Below are 24,087 nucleotides of genomic sequence, written 5' to 3' on the forward strand. Positions count from 1 at the left end.
GGGCCGAATGGGTGTGCCCGGCAGGCATCTGCCGGGCACCGTGCCGGGGTACGAGACGCCGTCACACAGATGACGGAGCGCGCATGGGCCGAATGATCCAGACGGAGTGGATCAAACATGCGCCGGGCCGGTTCAGGCCAGGGCGACCAGGTCCTGGTAGTCCGCGCCCCAGAGGTCCTCGACGCCGTCCGGCAGCAGGATGATGCGCTCCGGCTGGAGTGCCTCGACGGCTCCCTCGTCGTGCGTCACGAGGACGACGGCGCCCTTGTACGTGCGCAGCGCGCCGAGGATCTCCTCGCGGCTGGCCGGGTCGAGGTTGTTCGTCGGCTCGTCCAGGAGCAGCACATTGGCGGAGGAGACCACCAGGGTCGCCAGCGCGAGACGGGTCTTCTCGCCGCCGGAGAGGACCCCGGCGGGCTTGTCGACGTCGTCGCCGGAGAAGAGGAAGGAGCCCAGGGTCTTGCGGACGTCGACGAGGTCGAGGTCGGGCGCCGCGGAGCGCATGTTCTCCAGGACCGTGCGGTCCGGGTCCAGGGTCTCGTGCTCCTGGGCGTAGTAGCCGAGCTTGAGTCCGTGACCCTGGATGATCTGGCCGGTGTCGGGTTCCTCGGCGCCGCCGAGGAGCCGGAGCAGGGTGGTCTTGCCCGCGCCGTTGAGGCCGAGGATGACGACCCGGGAGCCCTTGTCGATGGCGAGGTCGACGTCGGTGAAGATCTCGAGCGAGCCGTAGGACTTGGAGAGACCCTCCGCCATCAGGGGGGTCTTCCCGCACGGCGCGGGCTCGGGGAAGCGCAGCTTGGCGACCTTGTCGGCGACGCGGGCCGCCTCCAGGCCGGAGAGCAGCCGCTCGGCACGCTTGGCCATGTTCTGGGCGGCGACGGTCTTGGTGGCCTTGGCGCGCATCTTGTCGGCCTGCGAGTTGAGGGCCGCGGCCTTCTTCTCGGCGTTCTGCCGCTCGCGCTTGCGGCGCTTCTCGTCGGCCTCGCGCTGCTGCTGGTAGAGCTTCCAGCCCATGTTGTAGACGTCGATCTGCGAGCGGTTGGCGTCGAGGTAGAAGACCTTGTTGACGACCGTCTCGACGAGTTCGACGTCGTGGGAGATCACGATGAAGCCGCCGCGGTAGGTCTTGAGGTACTCGCGCAGCCAGACGATCGAGTCGGCGTCCAGGTGGTTCGTCGGCTCGTCGAGCAGCAGGATGTCGGCGTCCGAGAACAGGATGCGGGCCAGCTCGACGCGGCGGCGCTGACCGCCGGAGAGCGTGTGGAGCGGCTGTCCGAGCACCCGGTCGGGCAGGCTGAGCGCGGCGGCGATGGTGGCGGCCTCGGCCTCGGCGGCGTATCCGCCCTTGGTGAGGAACTCCGTCTCCAGGCGCTCGTACTTCTTCATCGCCTTCTCGCGGGTGGCGCCCTTGCCGTTCGCCATCCGGTCCTCGTTCTCCCGCATCTTGCGCAGGATCTCGTCGAGGCCGCGGGCGGAGAGGATGCGGTCGCGGGCGAGCACGTCGAGGTCGCCGGTGCGGGGGTCCTGCGGGAGGTAGCCCACCTCGCCGGAGCGGGTGATGGTGCCACCGGCCGGATTGCCCTCGCCCGCGAGGCACTTGGTGAGGGTGGTCTTGCCCGCTCCGTTGCGGCCGACGAGGCCGATGCGGTCGCCCTTGGCGATACGGAAGGAGGCGGACTCGATGAGGATGCGGGCGCCGGCGCGCAGCTCGATGCCGGAAGCGGTGATCACGGTAAAACTCCGGGGCGGTAGGACGGCGGACGGGACGAGGGCGGAGGTGTCTCGACGCCGCTCAATGCACAGGGAGAATTGCCATACGGGCCATTCTACTGGGGGTGTGCAACTGCTTTTCCGCCCGCGCCCGTCCCCTCGCCGCCGTCTCGCGCGGCGTCACCGCCCCACTCCACCGCGCGACGTAAAAGGGCATTGCCGGACGAACCGCCCGATACTCGACGGAGGTGGTGAGGCCGCCGCGGCCGGAGCGGAGGGCGGTGCCCATGCAGTTCGACGACGACGCCGATCTGGACACGTCCGAGGTCCAGGACGTGCGCGGCAGTCGCATCCCGGGCGGCAGGGCCACCGTGGGCGGCGGCATCGTCGGCCTCATCGCGCCGGCCCTGGGGCTGTTCCTCGGCGTGGGTCCCGAACAGCTCGGCCTGTCGTCCGGCGACCCCGACGCGACGCCGGCCGCCTCGTCGGCGGCGCAGGTGGAGGAGGACTGCCGGACCGGGCAGGACGCGAACACCCGGGAGGACTGCCGGACGGTCGCCGTGGTCAACAGCGTGCAGGACTACTGGGAGCAGGAGTTCCGGCGGCGGCAGGGCACGTACACGCCCTCGCGGACGATCCTGTTCGCCGACCGGATCGGCACCGCCTGCGGCTCCGCGACCTCGGCGGTCGAGCCGTTCTGCTGCCCCGGTGACCGGAAGGTCTACCTGGACCTGGGGTTCTTCGACGAGCTGCGGACGGAGTTCGGCTCCAGTGGCGGCCCGTTCGCCCAGGCGTACGTCGTGGCCCACGAGTCCGGGCACCACGTGCAGGACCTGATGGGGACGCTGAAGCGGTCGCAGGACGGGCGGACCGGCGCGGACAGCAACGCGGTCCGGGTCGAGCTGCAGGCGGACTGCTACGCCGGGGTCTGGGCGCACCACGCGACGACCACCCCGGACGAGTCGACCGGGCGGCCGCCGATCACCTCGCTGACACAGGCGGACATCCGGGACGGGCTGGACGCGGCGGCCGCCGTCGGCGACGACCGGATCCAGGAGAAGTTCCAGGGCCGGGTCACGCCGGAGTCCTGGACGCACGGCTCGGCGGCGCAGCGGCAGCAGTGGTTCACCACCGGTTTCCGCAGCGGCGACATGGCCGACTGCAACACCTTCCGCTGAGCCCCGGGCGGGCCGTCGGGACGGGGCGCCACCGGTGGCCGGGCCGCTGCCGGTGGCCGGTGGAAGACTGAGACACGGATCACAGAAATCGGGGCAGAGGGCACGGAAAGGGGTGAACGTCATGGCTGGCGCACCGGCCGGAGTTCCGACGATCTATCCGGCGATTCTGTACGACGACGCGAGAGCGGCGATCAGAACCCTGACGGAGGGGCTCGGCTTCACCGAGGAGGCGGTGTACGAGGGCGCGGGCGGCCAGGTCCTGCACGCCGAACTGTCCTGCGGGAACGGCAGGGTGATGCTGGGCTCCAAGGGCCGTTCGGGCGTCTTCGCGGAGGCGCTGCGGGATGCGGGCCCGGTCGGGGTCTACGTCGTGGTGGACGAGGTCGACGCGCACCACGCGCGTGCCGTGGAGCACGGGGTGGAGATCCTGATGCCGCCCACCGACCAGGACTACGGCTCGCGCGACTACACGGCGCGGGACGCCGAGGGCAACGTGTGGACCTTCGGGACGTACGCGCCGGGGTCGGCGGACTGACCGCCGGGCGGGCCTCCGGGAGCGGGACGGGGCCGCTGCCGGGCCGGCCCGTGCCGCACCCGCTCCCGTGGAACACGGGCCGGGCGCGGCACGCGCCGGGTCACGCGCCCCCGGTGTGCACCTGGAACGCGGCCCGGCGCACCGCCTTGGCCAGTGCGGGGTCCGGGTGCGCGGCGGCCAGCGCCACCAGCACCTGCACGGTGCGCGGGTGGCCGACGGCCCGTACCTCGTCCAGCAGGGCCGGGACCGTGCCCTGGACGGCCGAGTCGAGGTGCCGGACCAGCAGTCCGGTCTCGCCGTGGTCGGCGACGGCCGCCGCGGTGTCGACCCAGAGCCAGGTGGCCTCCTCCCGGCTGAGGACGTCCTGGGCGTCCTCGGGGTCGGCCCCGTCGTACTCGGCCAGCCAGAGCAGCGCGTAGGGGCGCAGCGAGGGGTCGTCCGCGACGGCGCGCACCTCGGGCTCGGCGGGGGCGCCGACGACCCGGAGCGCCTCGAAGGCGAGTCCCCGCAGCAGCGCGTCCTCGCCGCGGGCGACGGCGAGGAGTTCGGCGACGGCGCTGCCTACGGGGCGGGCGGCCAGCCAGGCCCGGTACTCGTCGCGGGCCGGTCCGGGGGTGAGCCGGGCGCAGCCGAGCAGCATGTCGGCGGCGGACTGCTCGATGTTCCCGGCCGGGCTCTGGGCCGCGACGCAGATCTGCTCCAGCTTGACCCAGACCGCCCAGTTGCCGAGCGGGGTGAGGGTGGCGTGCCCGGTGCCGAGGGTGAGGGCGCCGACGGCGGCCAGTCCCTCCAGGGCCCAGTCCAGCAGGGCGGCGGGGTCGGCGGGCGGGGCGGGCTCGGCCGGTGCGGGCAGCGGCTGCGGCCCGTACGGCACCTCGCAGCGTTCCTCGCGGAGTTCCGCGACGCGCTGGCCGAGCAGGTCCAGCAGGGCGGGCACGGTGACCGGGCCCGCCGAGAGCTGGAGGAGGGAGAGCACCTGCGGCACGGCCTCGACGGCCTCGGCGACCGCGGTGGACTCGATGTCCTCGGGCGCCGGGTGGACGAGCGACCAGGCGTCGAACAGCGCCACCCAGCCGCGCAGGACGGCGGAGTCGTCGCGGTCCCAGGCGCGCAGCCGCCAGCCGGGGCGCGCGGTGTCGCCGTGCAGTTCGACCAGGCCGGCGAGTCTGGCCCGGTCCCAGCCGGAGCGGATCTGGGCCGGGGACAACTCCAGGGCCGTCGCGGCCCGTTCGAGAGCCTGGGCGGCGAGCGGTGGCGCGCCGGGAATCGCGCCGTCGGCCGCCCAGCGGGCGATCCGTACGGCATCGGCGAGAACCGTCCTGGCCTGGCGGGCCAGTTCGGACCGGGGCGGGGTGCCCTCCGGTGGTCGGGGGGCCGGCCTGGTGCGCCGGGTGGTCACGGCCTTGCGCGCAGTGGCAAGGGGTCGCGGGCGGACAAGTCGCAGCCTGGAGTCGCGCGGGGTACGGGACGTCACGGGGAGCAGTCTTGCTCCTGACCGCCCGAAAGCCCAAACGGAGTCCGGATTCCCGGTGGAGGAGGTGACGGGCCGGATCGGGAACCAAACGCCCGATCCCTCCCATCGGGTCACATCAGGGGCGTCAGGAAACGGCGCAGCGTCTCCTCGTAGCGGTCCGGGTCGGCGTTCCACATCGCCGCGTGCGGAGCCTGCTCCACGGTGTGCAGGGCGATCAGCTCGGGGCGGCGGGCGGCGAGGTCGCGGGACGGCTGCCAGGGGGCCAGCCGGTCGTCCGGTCCGTGGAAGATCACGGCCGGGGCGCGCAGGGCGGCGGCCAGGGAGCCGTCGAGGAGCCGGGCGCCGTGCAGTCCGGTCTGCCCCTGGGCGGCGCGGACGGCGAGCGGCAGCAGCGCGGCGGGGACCCCGCGGGCGACGGCGAGGGCGCGCAGCGTGGTGGCCCAGTCCAGGACCGGTGAGTCGAGGACGAGGCCGCAGATCCGGTCGCGGAGCGCGGAGTTGACGGCCGCGTGCAGGGCCATGGAGGCGCCGGTGGACCAGCCGTGCAGGACGACCTTCTCGGCTCCGTACCGCACGGCGAAGCGGATCGCGGCGTCCAGGTCGCGCCACTCGGATTCGCCGAGATGGGCGAGGCCGTCGGGGGGCCGCGGGGCTCCGGCGTCGCCGCGGTAGGCCAGGTCGAGGACGGGCAGGCGCAGGCCGTGCAGGAACCTCATGAGGTTCATGGGGTGTTCCCTGGTGGTGCCGAGGCCGTGCACGGTGATGACCCAGGTGTCGCGGTGGCCGGGCAGGAACCAGGCGGGCAGGGCGCCGAGTTCGCCGGGGATCTCGACCTCGTCGTGGCCGAGACCGAGGGCGGACCGGGGGTCGCCGCTGTGCAGCTGTGGGGTGATCCGGACCTTGATGCCGGGTTCCAGGCTGCCCCGGCTGACGCGTTCCAGCCGACGGACGACGGTGTCGGGGGCGTGGTGGGCGTTCTCGAGCACCGGGCCGACGACGGCATGGACGTCCTTGCCCACCAGGCCGTACGTGCCGGGGCGCAGCGCGGCGAAGGAACGGGTCAGGGTGACCTGTCCGGCCGCCGTGGCGTGCACGGTGAGTCTGCGGTCGGCGGGCAGGGGCCGTCCGGACGGCGCCCTGAGGGCGGCGTCGCTGGCGTACCGGCCGGCCGCGACCGCTGCCGCACCGATGCCGAGGATGGTGGTGACGGCTGCTGCCGTAACTGTTGCCGGGCGCACCGCTCCAGTGTCGTGGGGGGCGCGGCACCGTGCCAGCGGACGGGGCCGTCCGGGTCCGGGCGGGCCCGGTCCGGGCGGGCCCGGTTCGGGCGAGCGGGCAGGGCGCGGAGGGGGCCGGACGGGTCCGGACGAGTAGGCCGGGCGTGGCGGGTCGGGCGAGTGGGCAGGGGCGTGGCGGGTTGGGCGAGTGGGCAGGGGCGTGGCGGGTCGGGCGCGGCGGGTCAGCCCGGCTGTCCGTATCCCTTGAGCGCCTCCTGGACGTCGCTCAGCTGGGCCGGGGAGAGCAGGCTCGGGGTGCGGCCGGGCACGGAGCTCGCGGCGAGCCAGAGCCGGCAGAGCCATTCCAGCTGGGCGGTGCGGTCGTAGGCCTCGTCCAGGGTGGCGCCGTGGGTGACCGTGCCGTGGTTCTGGAGCAGGCAGCCCGTGCGGTCCCGCAGCGCGGTGAGCATGTTCGCGGCCAGTTCGTCGGTGCCGTAGCGCGCGTAGGCCGCGACCCGGACGGTCCCGCCGAGCATGGCGGCGGCGTAGTGGACCGGCGGGACCTCGGGGACCAGGGTGGAGACGGCCGTGGCGTGCACCGCGTGGGTGTGCACGACGGCGGACGCGTCGGTGTTCCGGTAGACCGCGAGGTGGAGCGGGAGTTCGCTGGTCGGGGCCAGTTCGCCCAGGACGCGGCGGCCCGCCAGGTCGACGCCGACGACGTCCTGCGGGCCGAGCCGGTCGTACGGCACTCCGCTCGGTGTGACCAGGACCGTGTCGCCGACCCGTGCCGACACGTTTCCCGAGGTCCCGACGACGAGGCCCTCGGCCGCCGTCCTGCGGGCGGTGGCGACGACACCGTCCCAGGCCCGCCCTATCGCGTCCCGCTGCTGATCGCTCATGCGCCGATCCTGTCAGGCCGGAGGGCGGACGGACATGCGATCGGCCGGGACGGACGCTCCGGGGCCCGGTCGATGGCCCATTCCTTTCCCCCGCGGGCGGGCGGCTCGCGGCCCGGGGGGCGGCCTCGGCGGAGCGAGAGGTTCCGGGTGGGGCCGGGGGCCGGTCCCGCCCGGAGGCCGCACGTACTGTCGAACGGATGACAGGGCCCCGCCGTCGCCCGCACAAGGAAACAAGCGGAATGACACCAATCGCTTGGCAACACCACAGCGCCCTGCCCAGTTCACCTTCCGTTCACCAAGGTTGCCTACGGTTTACGCACCAATAACGTCGAACGATTGCCTGGGTAAATGGAACACATCACGCTGCTCCTCGCGATTGTGATCGTGACAGCTCTAGTGTTCGATTTCACGAACGGTTTCCATGACACCGCGAACGCGATGGCGACGACCATCTCGACCGGTGCACTCAAACCGAAGACAGCGGTGGCCATGTCCGCCGTTCTCAATCTCGTCGGCGCGTTCCTGTCGGTGGAGGTCGCCAAGACGATCTCCGGCGGGATCATCAACGAGGACGGGCTGCGCACAGAAGTGATCTTCGCGGCTCTCGTCGGCGCCATCCTGTGGAATCTGCTGACCTGGCTGGTCGGACTGCCGTCCAGCTCCTCGCACGCCCTGTTCGGCGGCCTGATCGGCGCGGCCGTCATGTCGGCCGGCTGGTCCTCCGTCAACGGCGGCACCGTCGTCACCAAGGTGCTGCTCCCCGCGGTCGCCGCCCCGATCGTCGCCGGACTGGCCGCGCTGCTGGCCACCAGGCTGACGTACCGGATCGGCGGGAAGATCCGCAACGACGCCCAGGAAAAGGCCACCGCCAAGGGTTACCGCGCCGGTCAGATCGCCTCGGCCGGACTGGTCTCCCTCGCCCACGGCACCAACGACGCACAGAAGACCATGGGCATCATCACCCTGGCCCTGGTCACCGGCGGCGTCCTGAGCCCCGGTTCCAACCCCCCGGTCTGGGTGATCGTGTCCGCCGGTCTGGCCATCGCCCTCGGCACCTACCTGGGCGGCTGGCGCATCATCCGCACCATGGGCAGCGGCCTCACCGACCTCAGGCCGCCGCAGGGCTTCGCCGCCCAGACCAGTGCGGCCACGGTCATCCTGGCCTCCTCGCACCTCGGCTTCTCCCTCTCCACCACCCAGTCCTGCTCCGGCGCCGTGATGGGCGCGGGCCTCGGCCGGCAGGGCGGCGTGGTCCGCTGGTCCACCGCCACCCGGATGTTCGTCGCCTGGGGCCTGACCCTCCCGGCCGCCGGCCTGGTCGGCGCGGGCGCCGAACTCCTCACCAAGCAGGGCACCTGGGGTGTCGTCGTCGTGGCGGCGCTGCTGGTCGCGGGCTCCGGCTCGATCTGGCTGATCTCGCGCCGCAAGCCGGTCGGCCACGGCGACGTCGCCCCGTCGGACGGCGACGTCGAGCCCGCGGGCGTCGTCACCACGGCCATCGCCGCCGTCAGCCCGCCGCCCACCACGGCCCAGGCACCGGTCCAGAACCTCACGGCCACCATCGTGGCCCCGGCCGCAACCACCACCACCCAGGACCCGGCGCGACCCGCCACCGTCTGAGCGGGCCGTCCAGGCCGGCCGTCTAAGGAATCAGCATGAAAATCGACTGGGCAGCCCTCGGTTCCGTGTTCGGCGTCTCCCTCGTGGTCACCGTCGCCCTGGTGGGCCTCTTCACCCTCGGCATCGTCGGCCTCTCCAAGCAGGCCGAACCGGCGGCGCAGGGCGGCTCCGGCGGCTCGGTGCTGCTGGCCCGCGCCGGGGCGTACGTCTGCTTCGCGCTGTGCGTGGCGGCGGTCGCGTACGGGATCTTCCTCATCGTCGCCTGAGCACACGCGTCACGCCCGAGCACATGCGTGACGTTCAAGCGCCTACGTGACGCCCGAGCGCACGCATCACGTCCGAGCGCATACGTGACGTCCGAGCACGCGCGTCACGGAGGGCCGGACACCCGCGAGGTGTCCGGCCCTTCGCCGTGCGCCCGGGGCGATGTGGGTCTCAGCACACTGCGCCGCCGCAGGTCAACGGCAGGTTGACGGGCGTTCGCGGGGCGTGGTGGACTGCCGGAGCCAATCACGGCGACAGCAGAGGAAGCCGGTGCGAATCCGGCGCGGTCCCGCCACTGTCACCGGGGAGCGGTCCCCCAACACCGGAAGTCACGGCACGCGCGAGCGGGCTGGAAGGCCGGGGGAACCGCGGATCCGGGAGCCAGGAGACTCTCGTCGCCGGTCACGTCGAACCAGGGCGCGGACCCTGAGTGAGGACATATCGCCATGCCTGGCTGCCGTGCGTCCGTCGTCGGGGCGCTCTCGCCGAGAGCCGCCCGTACCGGGATCCTCCGAGGCACGACGGCCGGTTGAGCGTGCGAGCCGACCGCGTCTTCGCGTACGGCGCCGCCGCCGGTCTGCTCGGCGACCTGCTGCTCGGTGACCCCCGCAGGGGGCACCCGGTGGCCGGGTTCGGGCGGGCCGTGGCGAACGTCGAGCGCCGTCTGTGGCACGACCACCGCGGGTGGGGCGCGCTGCACGCCCTCGTCTGCGCCGGAGGCGTCGCGGGCGGTGCCGCGCTGGTCGCCCGCGCCCTGCGCGACCGCCCCGCCGCCTCCCTCGCGCTGACCGCCGCCACCACCTGGTCCGTCGTCGGCGGCACGTCCCTGGGCCGCGAGGCACGGGCCATCGGCGACGCCCTGGCGGCCGGCGACATCGAGCTGGCCCGCGAACGGCTGCCGCATCTGTGCGGGCGCGACCCGCAGTCCCTCGACGGGCCGCAGATCGCCCGCGCCGTGGTGGAGTCCGTGGCCGAGAACACCTCCGACGCCGTGGTCGGCGCCCTGGTGTGGGGCGCGCTGGGCGGGGTGCCGGGGCTGGCCGGTTTCCGGGCCGTCAACACCCTGGACGCCATGGTCGGCCACAAGTCGCCCCGGTACCGGCGCTACGGCTGGGCCTCGGCCCGCCTCGACGACCTCGCGGGCTGGCCCGGCGCCCGGCTCACCGCCCTGCTCGCCGTGGCCGCGGGCGGCCGTCCGGGTGCGGCGGCACGGGCCTGGCGGGCCGATGCCGGCCGGCACCCGAGCCCCAACGCGGGCCCGGTGGAGGCCGCGTTCGCGGGCGCGCTCGGCGTACGGCTCGGCGGGACCCTCGCGTACGGCGGCCGGGTCGAGCACCGTCCCGTGCTCAACGGGGAGGCCGGCCGGGCGGTGGAGGGCGCGGACATCGAGCGCGCGGTGCGGCTGTCGCGCCGGGTGGGCGTGCTGGCCCTGGGCGTGTGCGTGGCGGGCCGGTTCGGCGTGTCGCTCGCCGCCCGGCGGATCGCGGGCCGCCGGACGGCCGTGCCGGACGTGGCAGGACCTCGCGTCCTCGGCCCTCGCACCCCAGGATCTCGCACTCCAGGACGGAGAAACCCATGAGCGGCGGGCTGCTGATCGCCGGAACCACCTCCGACGCCGGCAAGAGCGTCGTCACCGCGGGCATCTGCCGCTGGCTGGTGCGCCGGGGCGTGAAGGTGGCGCCCTTCAAGGCGCAGAACATGTCGCTGAACTCGTTCGTCACCCAGGAGGGCGCCGAGATCGGACGGGCCCAGGCCATGCAGGCCCGGGCCGCCCGGGTGGAGCCGTCCGCGCTGATGAACCCGGTCCTGCTCAAGCCCGGCGGCGACCGCTCCAGCCAGGTCGTCCTGATGGGCAGGCCGGTCGGCGAGATGAGCGCGCGCGGCTACCACGGCGGCCGGCAGGAGGCGCTGTTCTCCACGGTCGTGGACTGCCTGGAGCAGCTGCGGGGCACGTATGACGCGGTGATCTGCGAAGGGGCGGGCAGTCCGGCCGAGATCAATCTGCGGCGCACGGACATCGTGAACATGGGCGTCGCGCGGGCGGCGGGCTTTCCCGTGGTGGTGGTCGGCGACATCGACCGCGGCGGGGTCTTCGCCTCGTTCTTCGGCACGACGGCGCTGCTGGCCCCCGAGGACCAGTCGCTGATCGCGGGCTACCTGGTGAACAAGTTCCGCGGCGACGTGTCGCTGCTGGAGCCGGGCCTGGAGATGCTGCGCGGGCTCACCGGGCGGGGGACGTACGGGGTGCTGCCCTTCGCCCACGGCCTCGGCATCGACGAGGAGGACGGCCTGCGGGTCTCGCTGCGCGGCGCCGTGCGCGAGTCGGTCGTCGCCCCGCCGCACGGCGAGGACGTGCTGCGGGTCGCGGTGTGCGCGGTGCCCCTGATGTCGAACTTCACCGACGTGGACGCGCTGGCCGCCGAACCCGGCGTCGTCGTCCGGTTCGTGGACCGGGCCGAGGAGCTGTCCGACGCCGACCTCGTGGTGGTGCCGGGGACCCGCGGCACCGTGAAGGCGCTGGCCTGGCTGCGCGAGCGCGGTCTCGCCGACGCGCTGGTGCGGCGCGCGGCCGAGGGCTTGCCGGTCCTCGGCATCTGCGGCGGCTTCCAGGTGCTCGGCGAGCACATCGAGGACGAGGTCGAGTCCCGTGCGGGCCGGGTCGAGGGCCTGGGCCTGCTGCCCGTGCGCATCCGCTTCGACCGCGAGAAGACCCTCGCCCGCCCCGTCGGCGAGGCGCTCGGCGCGCCCGTGGAGGGGTACGAGATCCACCACGGCGTCGCGGACGTGCGCGGCGGGGAGCCGTTCCTGGACGGGTGCCGGGTCGGCGCCGTGTGGGGCACCCACTGGCACGGCTCGTTGGAGAGCGACGCGTTCCGCCGCCGCTTCCTGGCCGAGGTGGCGCGGGCTGCGGGCCGGCGTTTCGTGCCCGCCCCCGACACCGTCTTCGGCGTGCTGCGGGAGGAGCAGCTGGACCGGCTCGGCGACCTGATCGAGGAACACGCCGACACCGACGCGCTGCTGCGGCTCATCGAGTCGGGCGCGCCGTCGGGCCTGCCCTTCCTCCCGCCGGGCGCGCCCGCGGCATCCGGGACGCGCGCATGAACCATCCCTTCGGGCACCGCACCGGGAACGCCCCGGGCGGTGCCGTCGGTCCGGGCCGCCGCCCCGGCCCCGGCCCCGGCTCCCCGGACACCGGCGGGACCGCCACCCCCTCGTTCCCCCAAGGAGGCACCGTGAGTACGCCGTACCCCTTCACCGCCATCGTCGGACAGGACGACCTCCGGCTCGGGCTGCTGCTGAACGCCGTGTCGCCCGCCGTCGGCGGGGTGCTGGTGCGGGGCGAGAAGGGCACCGCCAAGTCCACCGCCGTGCGGGCGCTCGCCGCGCTCATGCCGGACGTCCCGGTGGTCCCCGGGTGCCGTTTCTCGTGCGACCCGGCGTCGCCCGACCCGGCGTGTCCGGACGGCCCGCACGAGGCCGGGGACGGCGTGTCGCGGGGGGCCCGGATGGTGGAGCTGCCCGTCGGCGCGTCCGAGGACCGGCTGGTCGGGGCGCTCGACATCGAGCGGGCGCTCGCCGAGGGCGTCAAGGCGTTCGAGCCCGGCCTGCTGGCCGCCGCGAACCGGGGCATCCTGTACGTCGACGAGGTGAACCTGCTCCACGACCACCTGGTCGACGTCCTGCTCGACGCCGCCGCCATGGGCGCCTCGTACGTGGAGCGCGAGGGCGTCTCCGTGCGGCACGCGGCGCGGTTCCTGCTCGTCGGCACGATGAACCCCGAGGAGGGCGAGCTGCGTCCGCAGCTGCTCGACCGGTTCGGGCTGACCGTCGAGGTCGCCGCGTCCCGCGACACCGACCAGCGGGTCGAGGTCGTGCGGCGGCGCCTGGCGTACGACGCCGACCCGGGGGGTTTCGCCGCCGAGTGGGCCGCCGAGGAGGGCGCCCTGCGGGAGCGGATCGCCGCCGCGCGGGCGCTGCTGCCCGAAGTGCGGCTCGGGGACGGGGCGTTGCGGCAGATCGCGGCGACGTGCGCGGCCTTCGAGGTCGACGGGATGCGCGCGGACATCGTCATGGCGCGGACCGCCACCGCGCTGGCCGCGTGGGCGGGCCGCACGGACGTGCTGGCCGAGGACGTGCGGCAGGCCGCCCTGCTCGCGCTCCCCCACCGCCGCAGGCGCAACCCGTTCGACGCGCCGGGGCTGGACGAGGACAAGCTCGACGACACGCTGGAGCAGAACGGCGGCGGGGACGAGGACCCGGATCCGGACGGCCCCGGTGGCGGCGGCCGGCCCCCGCACGACGGCGGCCCCGACACGCCGCCGCAGCCCGAGGGGGAGGCCACCGACACGCCCGCCCCGTCCGTGCCCGAGCAGGACCGGGGGCAGGAGCAGGAGCAGGGGCGGGGTCGGCCGGCCGGGGGCGGGGAGCAACAACCGGTGGGCGCCACCGAGCCGTTCCGCACCCGGATGCTGAGCGTGCCCGGCCTGGGCGAGGGCGCGGCGGGGAGGCGGTCCCGGGCGCGTACCGAGCACGGGCGCACGACCGGTTCCCGGCAGCCGCGGGGCGCCCTGACCAAGCTTCATCTGGCGGCGACCGTGCAGGCCGCCGCCCCGCACCAGCGGGCGCGCGGCCGTTCGGGGCCGGGGCTGGTGGTGCGGCGGGACGATCTGCGGCAGGCGACGCGGGAGGGGCGCGAGGGCAATCTCGTGCTCTTCGTGGTGGACGCCTCCGGCTCGATGGCGGCCCGGCAGCGGATGGGCGCGGTGAAGGGTGCGGTGCTCTCGCTGCTGCTGGACGCGTACCAGCGGCGGGACAAGGTCGGGCTGGTCACCTTCCGGGGCCGGGAGGCCGAGGTGGCGCTGCCGCCGACGTCGTCGGTGGACGCGGCGGCGGCCCGGCTGGAGCTGCTGCCGACCGGGGGGCGCACCCCGGTCGCGGCCGGGCTGCTGAAGGCCCACGAGGTGCTGCGGGTGGAGCGGTTGCGCGATCCGTCGCGCCGGCCGCTGCTGGTGGTGGTGACCGACGGCCGGGCGACCGGGGGCCCCGACGCGGTGGCGCTGGCCGCGCGGGCGGCCCGGCTGCACGAGGCGCAGGGCATCGCGTCCGTCGTCGTGGACTGCGAGTCGGGGCCGGTGCGGCTCGGTCTCGCGGGGGTCCTCGCGCGTGAGCTGGGGGGCAGCGCCGTCACGCTCGACGAGCTGCGGGCCGACTCGATCGCCGGGCTCGTCAAGGATGTTCAGGAAACCAACAGGAGGGCTGCTTGATGCCGCAGGGACAACCGACCACCGTGCCCGACGACGGGCTGACCACCCGTCAGCGCCGCAACCGTCCGCTGCTGATGGTGCACACCGGCGTCGGCAAGGGGAAGTCGACGGCGGCCTTCGGGATGGCGTTGCGCGCCTGGAACCAGGGCTGGCCGATCGGGGTCTTCCAGTTCGTCAAGTCGGCCAAGTGGAAGGTCGGCGAGGAGAACGCCCTGAAGGTCCTCGGCGCGAGCGGCGAGGGCGGGTCCGTCGTCTGGAACAAGATGGGCGAGGGCTGGTCGTGGGTGCAGCGCGACGGCCAGATGGACAACGAAGAGGCGGCGCGCGAGGGCTGGGAGCAGGTCAAGCGCGACCTGGCCGCCGAGACGTACCGGTTGTACGTGCTCGACGAGTTCGCGTACCCGATGCACTGGGGCTGGGTCGACACCGCCGAGGTGATCGAGGTGCTGCGGTCCCGTCCCGGCACGCAGCACGTGGTGATCACCGGCCGCAACGCGCCGCAGGAGCTGCTGGACGCGGCGGACCTGGTGACCGAGATGGCGAAGGTCAAGCACCCGATGGACGCCGGTCAGAAGGGCCAGCGGGGCATCGAATGGTGAGGGAACCCCGGTGAACGTTCCTCGACTGGTGATCGCCGCGCCCTCGTCGGGCAGCGGCAAGACCACCGTGGCCACGGGGCTGATGGCAGCCTTCGCCGGGCGGGGCCTCGCCGTGTCCCCGCACAAGGTCGGGCCCGACTACATCGATCCCGGCTACCACACGCTGGCCACGGGGCGGCCGGGGCGCAACCTCGACGCGTACATGTGCGGCCCCGACCGGATCGCGCCGCTGTTCGCGCACGGGGCGCGGGGCTGCGACCTGGCGGTGGTCGAGGGGGTGATGGGGCTGTACGACGGTGCGTCGGGGCAGGGCGAGCTGGCGTCGACCGCCCAGGTCGCCAAGCTCCTGCGGGCGCCCGTGGTGCTGGTCGTGGACGCGTCGTCGCAGTCGCGTTCCGTGGCCGCGCTGGTGCACGGTTTCGCCTCGTGGGACCCGCGGGTGCGGCTGGGCGGGGTGATCCTGAACAAAGTCGGCTCCCAGCGCCACGAGATGCTGTTGCGGGAGGCGCTGGAGGAGTCCGGCGTGCCGGTGATGGGGGTGCTGCGGCGGGCCGGGCAACTGGCCGTGCCGTCACGTCATCTGGGCCTGGTCCCGGTGGCGGAGCGGCGGGGCGACGCGGTGGACGCGGTGGCGGCGATGCGGGCGCAGGTGGTGGCCGGGTGCGACCTGGACGCGCTGCTGGCGCTGGCCGCCTCCGCGCCTCCGGTGGGCGGCGGGGCGTGGGACGCGGCGGCGGAGGTGGCCGGCCATGGTGGAGCCGTCGTGCCGCCCGCCGGTGACCGGGCGGGACCGCGGCGGATCGCCGTCGCCTCCGGTGCGGCCTTCACCTTCTCCTACGCCGAGCACACCGAACTGCTCACCGCCGCCGGGGCCGAGGTCGTGCCGTTCGATCCGCTGCGGGACGAGGCGCTGCCCGAGGGGACGCGGGGGCTGGTCATCGGTGGCGGGTTCCCCGAGGTGTACGCCTCGGAGCTGTCCGCCAACGCGGCGCTGCGCCGGTCGGTCGTCGAACTGGTGGCGTCCGGGGCGCCGGTGGCCGCCGAGTGCGCGGGGCTGCTGTACCTGGCGCGCTCGCTGGACGGGCTGCCGATGTGCGGGGTCCTCGACGCCGAGGCGCGGATGTCCGAGCGGCTGACGCTCGGTTACCGGGAGGCGGTGGCGGTCTCCGACAGTGTGCTGGCCGCGTCCGGCACCCGGGTGCGCGGGCACGAGTTCCACCGGACCGTACTGGAGCCGGGGGCCGGGCCCGTTCCGGCGTGGGGCATGCACCAGCCCGAGCGGCGGGTCGAGGGCTTCGTGCACCGGGGCGTGCACGCGAGCTATCTGCACACGCACTGGGCCGCGGTGCCCGGCATGGCCCGCCGGTTCGTCGAGAGGTGCGGGGGATGAACCACGGCCGGGGCGGGGACCTGTGAGGCGGGCGGGGGCGGCGTGCCGTCCGGGCCTCGCCCTGTGCCCTGGTGCGGCGTGCCGTACGGGCCTCGCCCTGTGCCCTGGTGCGGTGTGCCGTCCCACGGCCGCAAGGTGCCCGGGGGCGGGGCGGCGGTCAGTCCGCGATGCCCACCACCAGCCAGATGAAGCCCACCCCGGCGACCGTGCACAGCAGCGTGGAGCGGGCCGGGTGTTCGTGGTGCGCCTCGGGCAGGATCTCGGCGGCGGCGAGATAGAGCAGGGCACCGCCGAAGAAACCGAGATAGCAGCCGAGCAGTTGCTCCGGAAGGGTGAACACCAGGGTCGTCGCGGCGCCCACGAGCGGCGCCGCGGCGTCGGCGAACAGCATGATCAGGGCCTTGCGGCGGGCGTTCCCGTACAGGCTGGTGATCGTGTAGGTGTTGAAGCCGTCGGCGAAGTCGTGCGTGATCACGGCGAGGGCGACGGCGGCGCCCATGCCCGCGCCGACCTGGAAGGCGGCGCCGAGCGCGATGCCGTCCATCAGGCTGTGGCCGACCATCGCCGCCGCCGCGGTGAGTCCGACCTGCGGCGCCCGTTCCTCGCCCGCGCCGTGTGCCGCCCGGCGCACGGCGAGCAGCCGTTCCACGAGGTGGGCGAGGAGGAAGCCGCCGACGAACAGCAGCAGCGCGGCCGGGACGCCGAAGACGGGTTCGCCCGCGGCCTCGATCGCCTCCGGCAACAGGTCCAGGCCGACCACGCCGAGCATCAGTCCGCCGGCGAAACCGAGCACCAGGTGGCGGCGGTCGGTGACGCGTTGGGCGACCCAGCCGCCCACCAGGGTCATCAGGAACGCGCCGAGCGCGACGAACACCGCCATGCGCTCTTGCTAGCCGATCGGCCCCCTCGCGCGCATCCCGGCCTCCCCTCCCCCGTCTCTCTCGTCTCCCTGGTCTCCCCCGTCTCCCGGCGGGGGACCGTACCGCCCGGAGGAGCCCGACCCGTGTACGGAACCGGAACGGACGACCGGACGACGGCCGCGCGGCTCGTCGTGGGCGTCGGCGCGTCCAGGGGCGTACCTGCCGAGGAGGTGCTGGGGCTGGTCCGGGACACCCTGCGCGGGGCCGGCCTGGCTCCGTCGGACGTCGTGGAGCTGGCGACCGTGGACGCGAAGGCCGACGAGCCGGGGATCGTCGAGGCGGCCGCGCGGCTCGGCGTGCCGCTGCGGACGTACCCGGCCGAGGCGTTGGCCCGGATCGAGGTGCCCGGCCCGTCCGGCGCGTCGCTGGCCGCCGTCGGGACGCCGTCCGTGGCGGAGGCCGCCGCGCTCGCCGCGGGGGGCGAGCTCCTCGTGCCGAAGCGGAAGTCGGCGCCCGCGGGGCGGGCGGCGAGGGCGACCTGCGCGGTGGCGCGCCGCGGCCCGGGCGGTACGCCCGATGCCGCCGGTACGGCCGACACGACCGGTACGTCCGGTACATCCGGTTCGACCGCCGAGGAGTTACCGGGCGACGCGACCGGCTCCTGAGGACCCCGGCCGCGCGGAGCCGGTCCGTTCGACAAAACCGGCCCCGTTCGCGGAGCCGGTCCGCCCGTGGAGCCGGTGTGACGTGCGCCCCGACCGTTGCGTGAAGCCGGGTGCCGGGCGCATAGTCGTTCTGCCGTACTCCCTTCCCACCGGAACCCCGTTCGAGGACGGCGTGGGGCCGCCATCGCGGCCGCGCTTCCGCCCCGACGACTCCGGCCGTCACCACCACCCCCCACGGCGGTCATGCACACTCCCATCGAAAGTCCCGACGCGGCAGGCGCGGGCGCGCACGATCTGCGGCACCACGGTGACGTGGAAGTACGGGGACAGGGCCGGGATCTGACCGATCTCGCCGTCAACGTACGAACCGGTACGCCCCCGGCCTGGCTGAAGGCCCGGATAGCCGACTCCTTGGGCGCGCTCGCCGCCTACCCGGACGGCCGTGCGGCGCGGGCGGCGGTGGCGGCCCGGCACGGGCTGCCCGTGGAGCGGGTGTTGCTGACGGCGGGTGCGGCGGAGGCGTTCGTCCTGATCGCACGGGCCCTGCCGGCCCGCCGTCCGGTCGTGGTCCATCCGCAGTTCACCGAGCCGGAGGCGGCGCTGCGCGCGGCCGGGCACGAGGTGCGGCGGGTGCTGCTGCGGGCCGAGGACGGTTTCCGGCTGGATCCGTCGGCCGTGCCCGAGGACGCGGATCTGGTGGTGGTCGGCAATCCGACCAACCCCACGTCGGTGCTGCATCCGGCGGCCGTCGTCGAGCGACTGGCCCGTCCCGGGCGGACGTTGGTGGTCGACGAGGCGTTCATGGACGCGGTGCCGGACGAGCGCGAGACGCTGTGCGGGCGCACGGACGTCCCCGGACTCGTCGTGCTGCGGAGCCTCACCAAGACCTGGGGGCTCGCGGGGCTGCGGATCGGGTACGTGCTGGCCGCCCCGGAGACCGTTCGCGCCCTGGAGGAGACCCAGCCGCTGTGGCCGGTGTCGTCCCCGGCACTGGCGGCGGCCGAGGCGTGCATGGAGCCGCGGTCCCTGGCGGAGGCGTCCGGCGCCGCGGCGCGGATCGCGGTGGACCGGGCCCATCTCGTCGCGGGGCTCAGGGAGTTCACCGAGGTCCGGGTCATGGAGCCGGCCGAGGGGCCGTTCGTCCTGATACGGCTGGACCGGGCCGCCGAGGTCCGGGAGCAGTTGCGGGTGCTGGGGTTCGCGGCGCGGCGCGGGGACACGTTTCCCGGGCTCGGCCCCGAGTGGCTGCGGCTGGCGGTGCGCGACCGGGTCACGACCAATCGTTTCCTCCAGGCGTTCGACCAGGCACTGCAGACACTGAGCACGCCCGTCCGCTGACGGCCGGCCCACCGGGGGCCCGCCCGGCCGGCCGGTGTCCGCCCGCGGGCAGCGGCGTCCCGTGCCCGGACCGGTAGCCGGTGCCCGGTGCACCCGGTACGCATCCGCGGGGAGCGGCGTCCGCACGACGGGACGCCGCTCCCCGCTCCCCCCTCCCGGTGCCGGTACGGGACCGGCACCGGGCGCCCTCGGGGCCTCGCCGGGATCAGCCCCGGGCGCGGCGCCTGGCCAGGACCGTCGCCCCCGCGCCCGCCGCGAGCAGCACGGCCGCGCCGCCCGCGAGGTACGGCGTCGTGGAGCTGCTGCCGGTCTCCGCGAGGTCCCCGCCGGTGCCGGTCTGGGGCTTCACGTCGCCGCCGGTGGTTCCGCTGGTGGAACCGGCCGTGCTCCCGCCGCTGCCGGAGGCGCCCCCGTCGCTCGTACCGCCGTTGTCCGAACCGCCGCCACTCGTGCCGCCGTTCGTGCCGCCGCTGTCCGAACCGCCGTTGCCGGAACCCCCGTTGTCGGAACCTCCGCCGCTCGTACCGCCGTTGGTCGTGCCGCCGTCGCTCGCACCTCCGTTGCTTGTACCTCCATTGCTCGCACCGCCGTTGCTCGTACCGCCGTTGCTGCCGCCCGGGTCGGTGGTCCGCGGGGTCCGGCAGGTCGCCTCGACGAGCGTGACCTCGCCCCGTACGTCGGCGACGTTCAGCTTGAGCGGATTGACGGAGACCTTCAGCCGCAGGGCGGTCGCCGCGGCGGTGTTCGAGGTGGTGCTGGTCCGCGACAGGTCCAGGGTCACGTCACCGACGCCCGGGACCTCGACCCGGGTGGTGCCGCTCGCGGTGAGCTCGACGCGCTTGCCGAGCACCGTCACGTGCCCCAGGACGTTCGACTCGGCGACCGGCTTGCGGCCCGTCACGCAGACCGCCCGGGACGTGACCTTCTCGACCTCGACGAGCGACAGCGCGGGCAGGCCCGGCACATGGACCCGGGCCTTCACCACGTTGCTGTGACCCTCGGCCCGGCGCTCGTCCACGGTCGCCCTCGAGGTGGCCACGTCGGCGCTGAGCACGTTGACCGGCCGGCCGCCCTCCACTCCGTCGAGCCGCACGCTGAGCGCGGTCTTCTTCGCGTCGGCGGGCGCCTGCACCTCGTTGAGCGCGGCCCTGAGCGGCACGTCGATCGTCTTGTTCAGGAGCGAGACGTCGAGTGCGGTGCGGAGCACGACCGCGCTCGCCTTCCCGTCGCCGGTGGTCCTGGTGGCCGCGCCGTCGGCGTGCGCCGGGGCGGCGACCAGCAGGGCCACGGGAGCGGCGGCCACCGCCAGGGCGGCCAGGCGGAAGGTGTTGCTGTTCAAGATGGTGGAACCCCCACAAGAGACATGGAGCCACCGGCGCCCTCCAATGGGGGACATCGAGCGCTCCGGTGGCCTCGACCCCGAAAGCTTTGCGCACGAAGGGTGAACTCGTGGACACCTGAAGCGAGTTCACCCCAAAGGGGGGTTTCCGTGCCTGTATTCGAATATCTCGGTACGTTCGTTCTCCTCTCGTCACCCGATCCGCCCAGTGCGGGCTTCACCGGGGCCGACTGGGCCGGAGTGCGCGCAGAAGTGCTCCAACGAGCCGACGGAGCCTCGGTAACTGCCCGTCAACACGGCCCGTCCCGGCCACCGCCGCCGTCCCCACCCCGGCCCCGGCCCCGGCCTCAACCTCAACCTCAACCTCAGCGTTGGACTCGGCCTCGGCCTCAGCCGATGATCCGCCCGTTCAGCACCACTCGGCGCGGCCCCGCCAGTACCCGTACGTCCGCCCGCGGGTCCTCGTCGTACACCACCAGGTCCGCCGGGGCGCCCTCCTCCAGGCCCGGCCGGCCCAGCCAGCGCCGCGCGCCCCAGGTCGTCGCGGACAGCGCGTCCAGGGCCGGGATGCCCGCCTTCACCAGCTCGGCGACCTCGTCGGCGACCAGGCCGTGCGCGAGCACCCCGCCCGCGTCGGTGCCGACGAAGACCGGGATGCCCGCGTCGTACGCGGCGCGCACCGTGTCGTGGCGCCGCTCGTGCAGCCGCCGCATGTGGTCCGCCCAGCGGGGGAACTTGGCCTCGCCGCCCGCCGCGAGCGAGGGGAACGTGGCGATGTTGATCAGGGTGGGGACGATCGCCACCCCGCGCTCGGCGAAGAGCGGAATGGTTTCCTCGGTGAGCCCGGTGGCGTGCTCGACGCAGTCGATCCCGGCCTCGACGAGATCGCGCAGCGAGTCCTCGGCGAAGCAGTGCGCGGTGACCCGGGCGCCGAGCCGGTGCGCCTCCGCGATGGCCGCCCCGACCGCCTCGCGCGGCCAGAGGGCGGTCAGGTCCCCCACCTCCCGGTCGATCCAGTCGCCGACGAGCTTCACCCAGCCGTCGCCGCGGCGCGCCTCCTGCGCGACATAGGCGACCAGTTCGTCCGGCTCGATCTCGTGGGCGTAGTTCCGGGTGTACCGGCGGGGCCTGGCGATGTGCCGCCCGGCCCTGATGATCTTCGGCAGGTCCTCGCGGTCGTCGATCCACCGGGTGTCGGCCGGCGAGCCCGCGTCCCGCAGCAGCAGCGCGCCCGCCTCCCGGTCGGCGAGGGCCTGCTGCTCACTGGTCGCCGCGTCGACGGCGCCGTGGTGGTCGAGCCCGACGTGGCAGTGGGCGTCCACCAGGCCCGGCAGCACCCAGCCGGTGACGGTCACCGCCCCGTCCGCACCGGCCGGCCGGCTGTAGGAGATCCGCCCGTCGACCGCCCAGAGCTCGTCCCGCACCTCCTCGGGCCCGACCAGCACCCGCCCCTTCACGTGCAGCACCTGCGATGCCTTGTGATCACTCATGGGCAGCACTGTACGAGGCCCCGCCCGGGGCCCTGGGTACGCTTCGACGGAAGCCCCGTCCGTACGCCGCGAGCGCGCACCGACCCGACCGATCCGAAGAGAGCACCACCGTGACGCACCCCTTCCTCGACCTCGCCCCGCTCACCGCCGCGCGCTTCGCGGCCATCGAGCAGCGGGTGGCCGGCCTCCTCGCCACCGAGCAGGACGTCGTCATCATGCAGGGCGAGGCACTGCTCCCCCTCGAAGGCTGCATCCGGGGCGCCGCCCGGCCCGGCTCGACCGCGCTGAACGTCGTCACGGGCCCGTACGGGCAGACCTTCGGGAACTGGCTGCGGGACTGCGGTGCCGAGGTGATCGACCTGGTGGTCCCCTTCCACACCGCGGTCACCGCCGACCAGGTGGCACGGGCGCTGGAGGAACACCCGGAGATCGACTTCGTCTCCCTGGTCCACGCGGAGGCGGCCACCGGCAACACCAACCCCGTCGCCGGGATCGGCGAGGTGGTCCGTTCGCACGGGGCGCTGTTCATGCTGGACGCCGTCGCGTCGGTGGGCGCCGAGCCGCTGCTGCCGGACGCGTGGGGCGTCGACCTGTGCGTGATCGGGGCGCAGAAGGCGATGGGCGGGCCGGCCGGGGTGTCCGCGGTGTCGGTGAGCGACCGGGCCTGGGAGCGGATCGCCGCCAACCCCCGGGCCCCGCGCCGCTCGTACCTCTCCCTGCTGGACTGGAAGGAGCGCTGGATCGACGGCGGCCGCAAGGCGCTGCTGCACGCCCCCGCCCAGCTGGAGATGCTGGCGCTGGAAGCATGTGTGGAGCGGATCGAGGCCGAGGGCCTGACCACGCTGATGGCCCGTCACTCCGCCGCCGCCACGGCGACCCGGGCGGGCGCGGAGGCGCTCGGCGGCGGGCTGTCGCCGTACGTGCACGAGGCCGCGGAGGCGGCGCCGGTCGCCACGACGCTGCGCGCCCCCGAGGGCGTCGACGCCGCGGAACTGGTCGCGCGGGCGCTCGCGGCCGACCCCGCGCTGCCGCTGATCGCGGGCGGGGGTGCGCTGTCCAAGGAGATGATCCGGGTCAATCACTACGGTGTGGATGCGACGCGGGGCGCGGTGCTGTCCTCGCTCGCGGCTCTGGGGGCGGCGCTGGCCGATGCGGGCCGGCAGGTCGACTTCGAAGCTGCCCGCAAGGCAGTTTCGGAAACCTGGCCGAGCGAATAAATCCGGACCGGCGGACGAATATTCCACAAATGCGGGGAGCTGCTTTATCCAGAGCAGCTCCCCGCATTCTTCTGCCCGCTTTCCCCGAGCCTAAACACCCGAGTTTCCGAAGCCCCGACGAGAGCCCGATCCACACAATTCCGTTGCGTCGCACGAGAGTTACAACCATGTGACCTACTCCACAGGGCGACCGTTATGCCTGATAAATAGCACCCAAACCAGAACAAAATGCAGCCGGGTCGCGCCAGGGCACGCGCCCGCGTGATAACACAAACAGGCATCCCACCCAACCCCTTGCGTCGATGCAATTTGGAAATTTGCTGGGTAAATTCAATTCACATGACCGCCGCACCAGCAGATTTTGCAAGTGCCCGAAGCGAATTCATCACCATCGACACCCCACGAGTGGAGGACGGGGCCGCGATCTGGCGCATCGCCCGCGACTCCGAGGTCCTGGACCTCAACTCCTCGTACAGCTACCTGCTGTGGTGCCGTGACTTCGCGGCGACCTCCGTGGTCGCCCGCGACGAGACCGGCGGACCGGTCGCCTTCGTGACGGGATACCTCCGGCCGGACCGTCCGGGCACCCTCGTCGTCTGGCAGGTGGCCGTCGACCACGGCCACCGCGGGACCGGGCTCGCGGGGGAGCTGCTCGACGCCCTGACCTCCCGGGTCGCCGCCGGTCACGGGCTGGCCTCGGTCGAGACGACCGTCACCCCGGACAACACCGCATCGGACCGGCTGTTCACCTCCTACGCACGGCGCCACGACGTGGCCCTGGAGCGCGAGGTGCTCTTCGACGGCGAGCTGTTCCCCGAGGGGACGCACCTGCCCGAAGTCCTGTACCGCATCGGTCCGTTCCACGCCTGAGCGGCCCGCGCCCCGCCGCCTCCGGGCACCCCGAGCCGCCCGGACCCCGGCCACCCGAACCCCGAGCCGCCCGGACCCGACCCGTCCGGACCCCGGCCACCCCAATTCCGAGCCGTCCGACCCCCGGCTGCCCGAACCCCCTCCCGAGCAGGAGA

At 74.1% G+C, this 24,087-nt stretch carries 18 protein-coding genes, 2 pseudogenes and 1 riboswitch; of the genes and pseudogenes, 13 read left to right on the forward strand and 7 right to left on the reverse strand.

Annotated features, from left to right (window positions below; translation table 11 throughout):
- Positions 1-132: 132 nt before the first annotated feature.
- The gene (locus tag OCT49_RS06610) at positions 133-1,731 is read right to left on the reverse strand and encodes an ABC-F family ATP-binding cassette domain-containing protein (protein WP_283850952.1); all 1,599 of its coding nucleotides are present in this window, start codon (positions 1,729-1,731) and stop codon (positions 133-135) included.
- A gap of 266 nt (positions 1,732-1,997) precedes the next feature.
- Between OCT49_RS06610 and ypfJ the strand changes: the two genes are divergently transcribed.
- Together ypfJ and OCT49_RS06620 are read left to right on the forward strand one after the other, a co-directional pair.
- Positions 1,998-2,888, forward strand: a complete 891-nt coding sequence (gene ypfJ, locus OCT49_RS06615; RefSeq protein WP_283850953.1) for a KPN_02809 family neutral zinc metallopeptidase — start codon at positions 1,998-2,000, stop codon at positions 2,886-2,888.
- A 121-nt stretch (positions 2,889-3,009) separates the two neighbouring features.
- Positions 3,010-3,423, forward strand: a complete 414-nt coding sequence (locus OCT49_RS06620) for a VOC family protein (protein ID WP_283850954.1) — start codon at positions 3,010-3,012, stop codon at positions 3,421-3,423.
- A gap of 100 nt (positions 3,424-3,523) precedes the next feature.
- Here the strand turns inward: OCT49_RS06620 and OCT49_RS06625 are convergent, their stop codons facing one another.
- From OCT49_RS06625 to OCT49_RS06635, 3 genes are all read right to left on the reverse strand, one after another.
- Positions 3,524-4,822: a hypothetical protein gene (locus tag OCT49_RS06625; protein WP_283855692.1), complete on the reverse strand. Its 1,299-nt coding sequence runs from the start codon at positions 4,820-4,822 to the stop codon at positions 3,524-3,526.
- 185 nt (positions 4,823-5,007) lie between these two features.
- Entirely contained in the window at positions 5,008-6,135 is a 1,128-nt protein-coding gene (locus OCT49_RS06630; RefSeq protein WP_283850955.1) for an alpha/beta hydrolase, read from the reverse strand.
- 221 nt (positions 6,136-6,356) lie between these two features.
- On the reverse strand, positions 6,357-7,016 hold the full coding sequence (locus OCT49_RS06635; RefSeq protein WP_283850956.1) for a class II aldolase/adducin family protein: 660 nt from the start codon (positions 7,014-7,016) through the stop codon (positions 6,357-6,359).
- Between the two features lie 348 nt (positions 7,017-7,364).
- On the opposite strand from OCT49_RS06635, the gene OCT49_RS06640 reads away from it, so the two are divergent.
- The 7 genes from OCT49_RS06640 (at position 7,365) to OCT49_RS06670 (ending at position 16,153) form a co-directional block, all read left to right on the forward strand.
- Positions 7,365-8,636: an inorganic phosphate transporter gene (locus OCT49_RS06640; protein WP_283850957.1), complete on the forward strand. Its 1,272-nt coding sequence runs from the start codon at positions 7,365-7,367 to the stop codon at positions 8,634-8,636.
- A 35-nt stretch (positions 8,637-8,671) separates the two neighbouring features.
- On the forward strand, positions 8,672-8,902 hold the full coding sequence (locus tag OCT49_RS06645; RefSeq protein WP_283850958.1) for a hypothetical protein: 231 nt from the start codon (positions 8,672-8,674) through the stop codon (positions 8,900-8,902).
- A gap of 259 nt (positions 8,903-9,161) precedes the next feature.
- Positions 9,162-9,291: riboswitch (cobalamin riboswitch) on the forward strand.
- 144 nt (positions 9,292-9,435) lie between these two features.
- Positions 9,436-10,479 (forward strand): cobalamin biosynthesis protein, encoded by a 1,044-nt coding sequence (locus tag OCT49_RS06650; RefSeq protein ID WP_283855693.1) that lies wholly within the window; start codon positions 9,436-9,438, stop codon positions 10,477-10,479.
- The gene (locus OCT49_RS06655) at positions 10,476-12,002 is read left to right on the forward strand and encodes a cobyric acid synthase (RefSeq protein WP_283850959.1); all 1,527 of its coding nucleotides are present in this window, start codon (positions 10,476-10,478) and stop codon (positions 12,000-12,002) included. Before OCT49_RS06650 ends, OCT49_RS06655 begins: the two co-directional genes overlap by 4 nt.
- A gap of 131 nt (positions 12,003-12,133) precedes the next feature.
- The gene (locus OCT49_RS06660; protein WP_283850960.1) at positions 12,134-14,164 is read left to right on the forward strand and encodes a putative cobaltochelatase; all 2,031 of its coding nucleotides are present in this window, start codon (positions 12,134-12,136) and stop codon (positions 14,162-14,164) included.
- On the forward strand, positions 14,164-14,763 hold the full coding sequence (gene cobO, locus OCT49_RS06665; protein ID WP_283850961.1) for a cob(I)yrinic acid a,c-diamide adenosyltransferase: 600 nt from the start codon (positions 14,164-14,166) through the stop codon (positions 14,761-14,763). The genes OCT49_RS06660 and cobO overlap by 1 nt, the downstream gene beginning before the upstream one ends.
- Positions 14,764-14,773: 10 nt before the next feature.
- Positions 14,774-16,153, forward strand: a complete 1,380-nt coding sequence (locus OCT49_RS06670; protein ID WP_283850962.1) for a cobyrinic acid a,c-diamide synthase CobB — start codon at positions 14,774-14,776, stop codon at positions 16,151-16,153.
- Positions 16,154-16,310: 157 nt separating this feature from the next.
- Here OCT49_RS06670 and OCT49_RS06675 read toward each other — a convergent pair whose 3' ends face one another.
- Positions 16,311-17,033, reverse strand: a complete 723-nt coding sequence (locus OCT49_RS06675) for a ZIP family metal transporter (RefSeq protein ID WP_283850963.1) — start codon at positions 17,031-17,033, stop codon at positions 16,311-16,313.
- 123 nt (positions 17,034-17,156) lie between these two features.
- Here OCT49_RS06675 and OCT49_RS06680 point away from each other — a divergent pair.
- Together OCT49_RS06680 and cobC are read left to right on the forward strand one after the other, a co-directional pair.
- Positions 17,157-17,582 (forward strand): annotated as a pseudogene (locus OCT49_RS06680) (cobalamin biosynthesis protein); the annotation flags it as partial.
- Positions 17,583-17,879: 297 nt separating this feature from the next.
- Positions 17,880-19,016 (forward strand): annotated as a pseudogene (gene cobC / locus OCT49_RS06685) (Rv2231c family histidinol phosphate aminotransferase CobC); the annotation flags it as partial.
- Positions 19,017-19,221: 205 nt separating this feature from the next.
- Here cobC and OCT49_RS06690 read toward each other — a convergent pair.
- Together OCT49_RS06690 and OCT49_RS06695 are read right to left on the reverse strand one after the other, a co-directional pair.
- Positions 19,222-20,355: an SCO1860 family LAETG-anchored protein gene (locus tag OCT49_RS06690; protein WP_283850965.1), complete on the reverse strand. Its 1,134-nt coding sequence runs from the start codon at positions 20,353-20,355 to the stop codon at positions 19,222-19,224.
- A gap of 389 nt (positions 20,356-20,744) precedes the next feature.
- Positions 20,745-21,821 carry an amidohydrolase family protein gene (locus tag OCT49_RS06695; protein WP_391730266.1) on the reverse strand — a complete coding sequence of 359 codons (1,077 nt, stop codon included), beginning with the start codon at positions 21,819-21,821 and terminating at the stop codon, positions 20,745-20,747.
- Between the two features lie 134 nt (positions 21,822-21,955).
- Here OCT49_RS06695 and OCT49_RS06700 point away from each other — a divergent pair, with 134 nt between their 5' ends.
- Both OCT49_RS06700 and ectA read left to right on the forward strand, forming a co-directional pair.
- Entirely contained in the window at positions 21,956-23,062 is a 1,107-nt protein-coding gene (locus tag OCT49_RS06700) for a pyridoxal-phosphate-dependent aminotransferase family protein (protein ID WP_283850967.1), read from the forward strand.
- 405 nt (positions 23,063-23,467) lie between these two features.
- Positions 23,468-23,932, forward strand: a complete 465-nt coding sequence (ectA, locus tag OCT49_RS06705; RefSeq protein WP_502963450.1) for a diaminobutyrate acetyltransferase — start codon at positions 23,468-23,470, stop codon at positions 23,930-23,932.
- Positions 23,933-24,087 lie beyond the last annotated feature (155 nt).

This window comes from Streptomyces sp. ML-6, from assembly GCF_030116705.1.
In the GTDB taxonomy this organism is placed as follows: Bacteria; Actinomycetota; Actinomycetes; order Streptomycetales; family Streptomycetaceae; genus Streptomyces.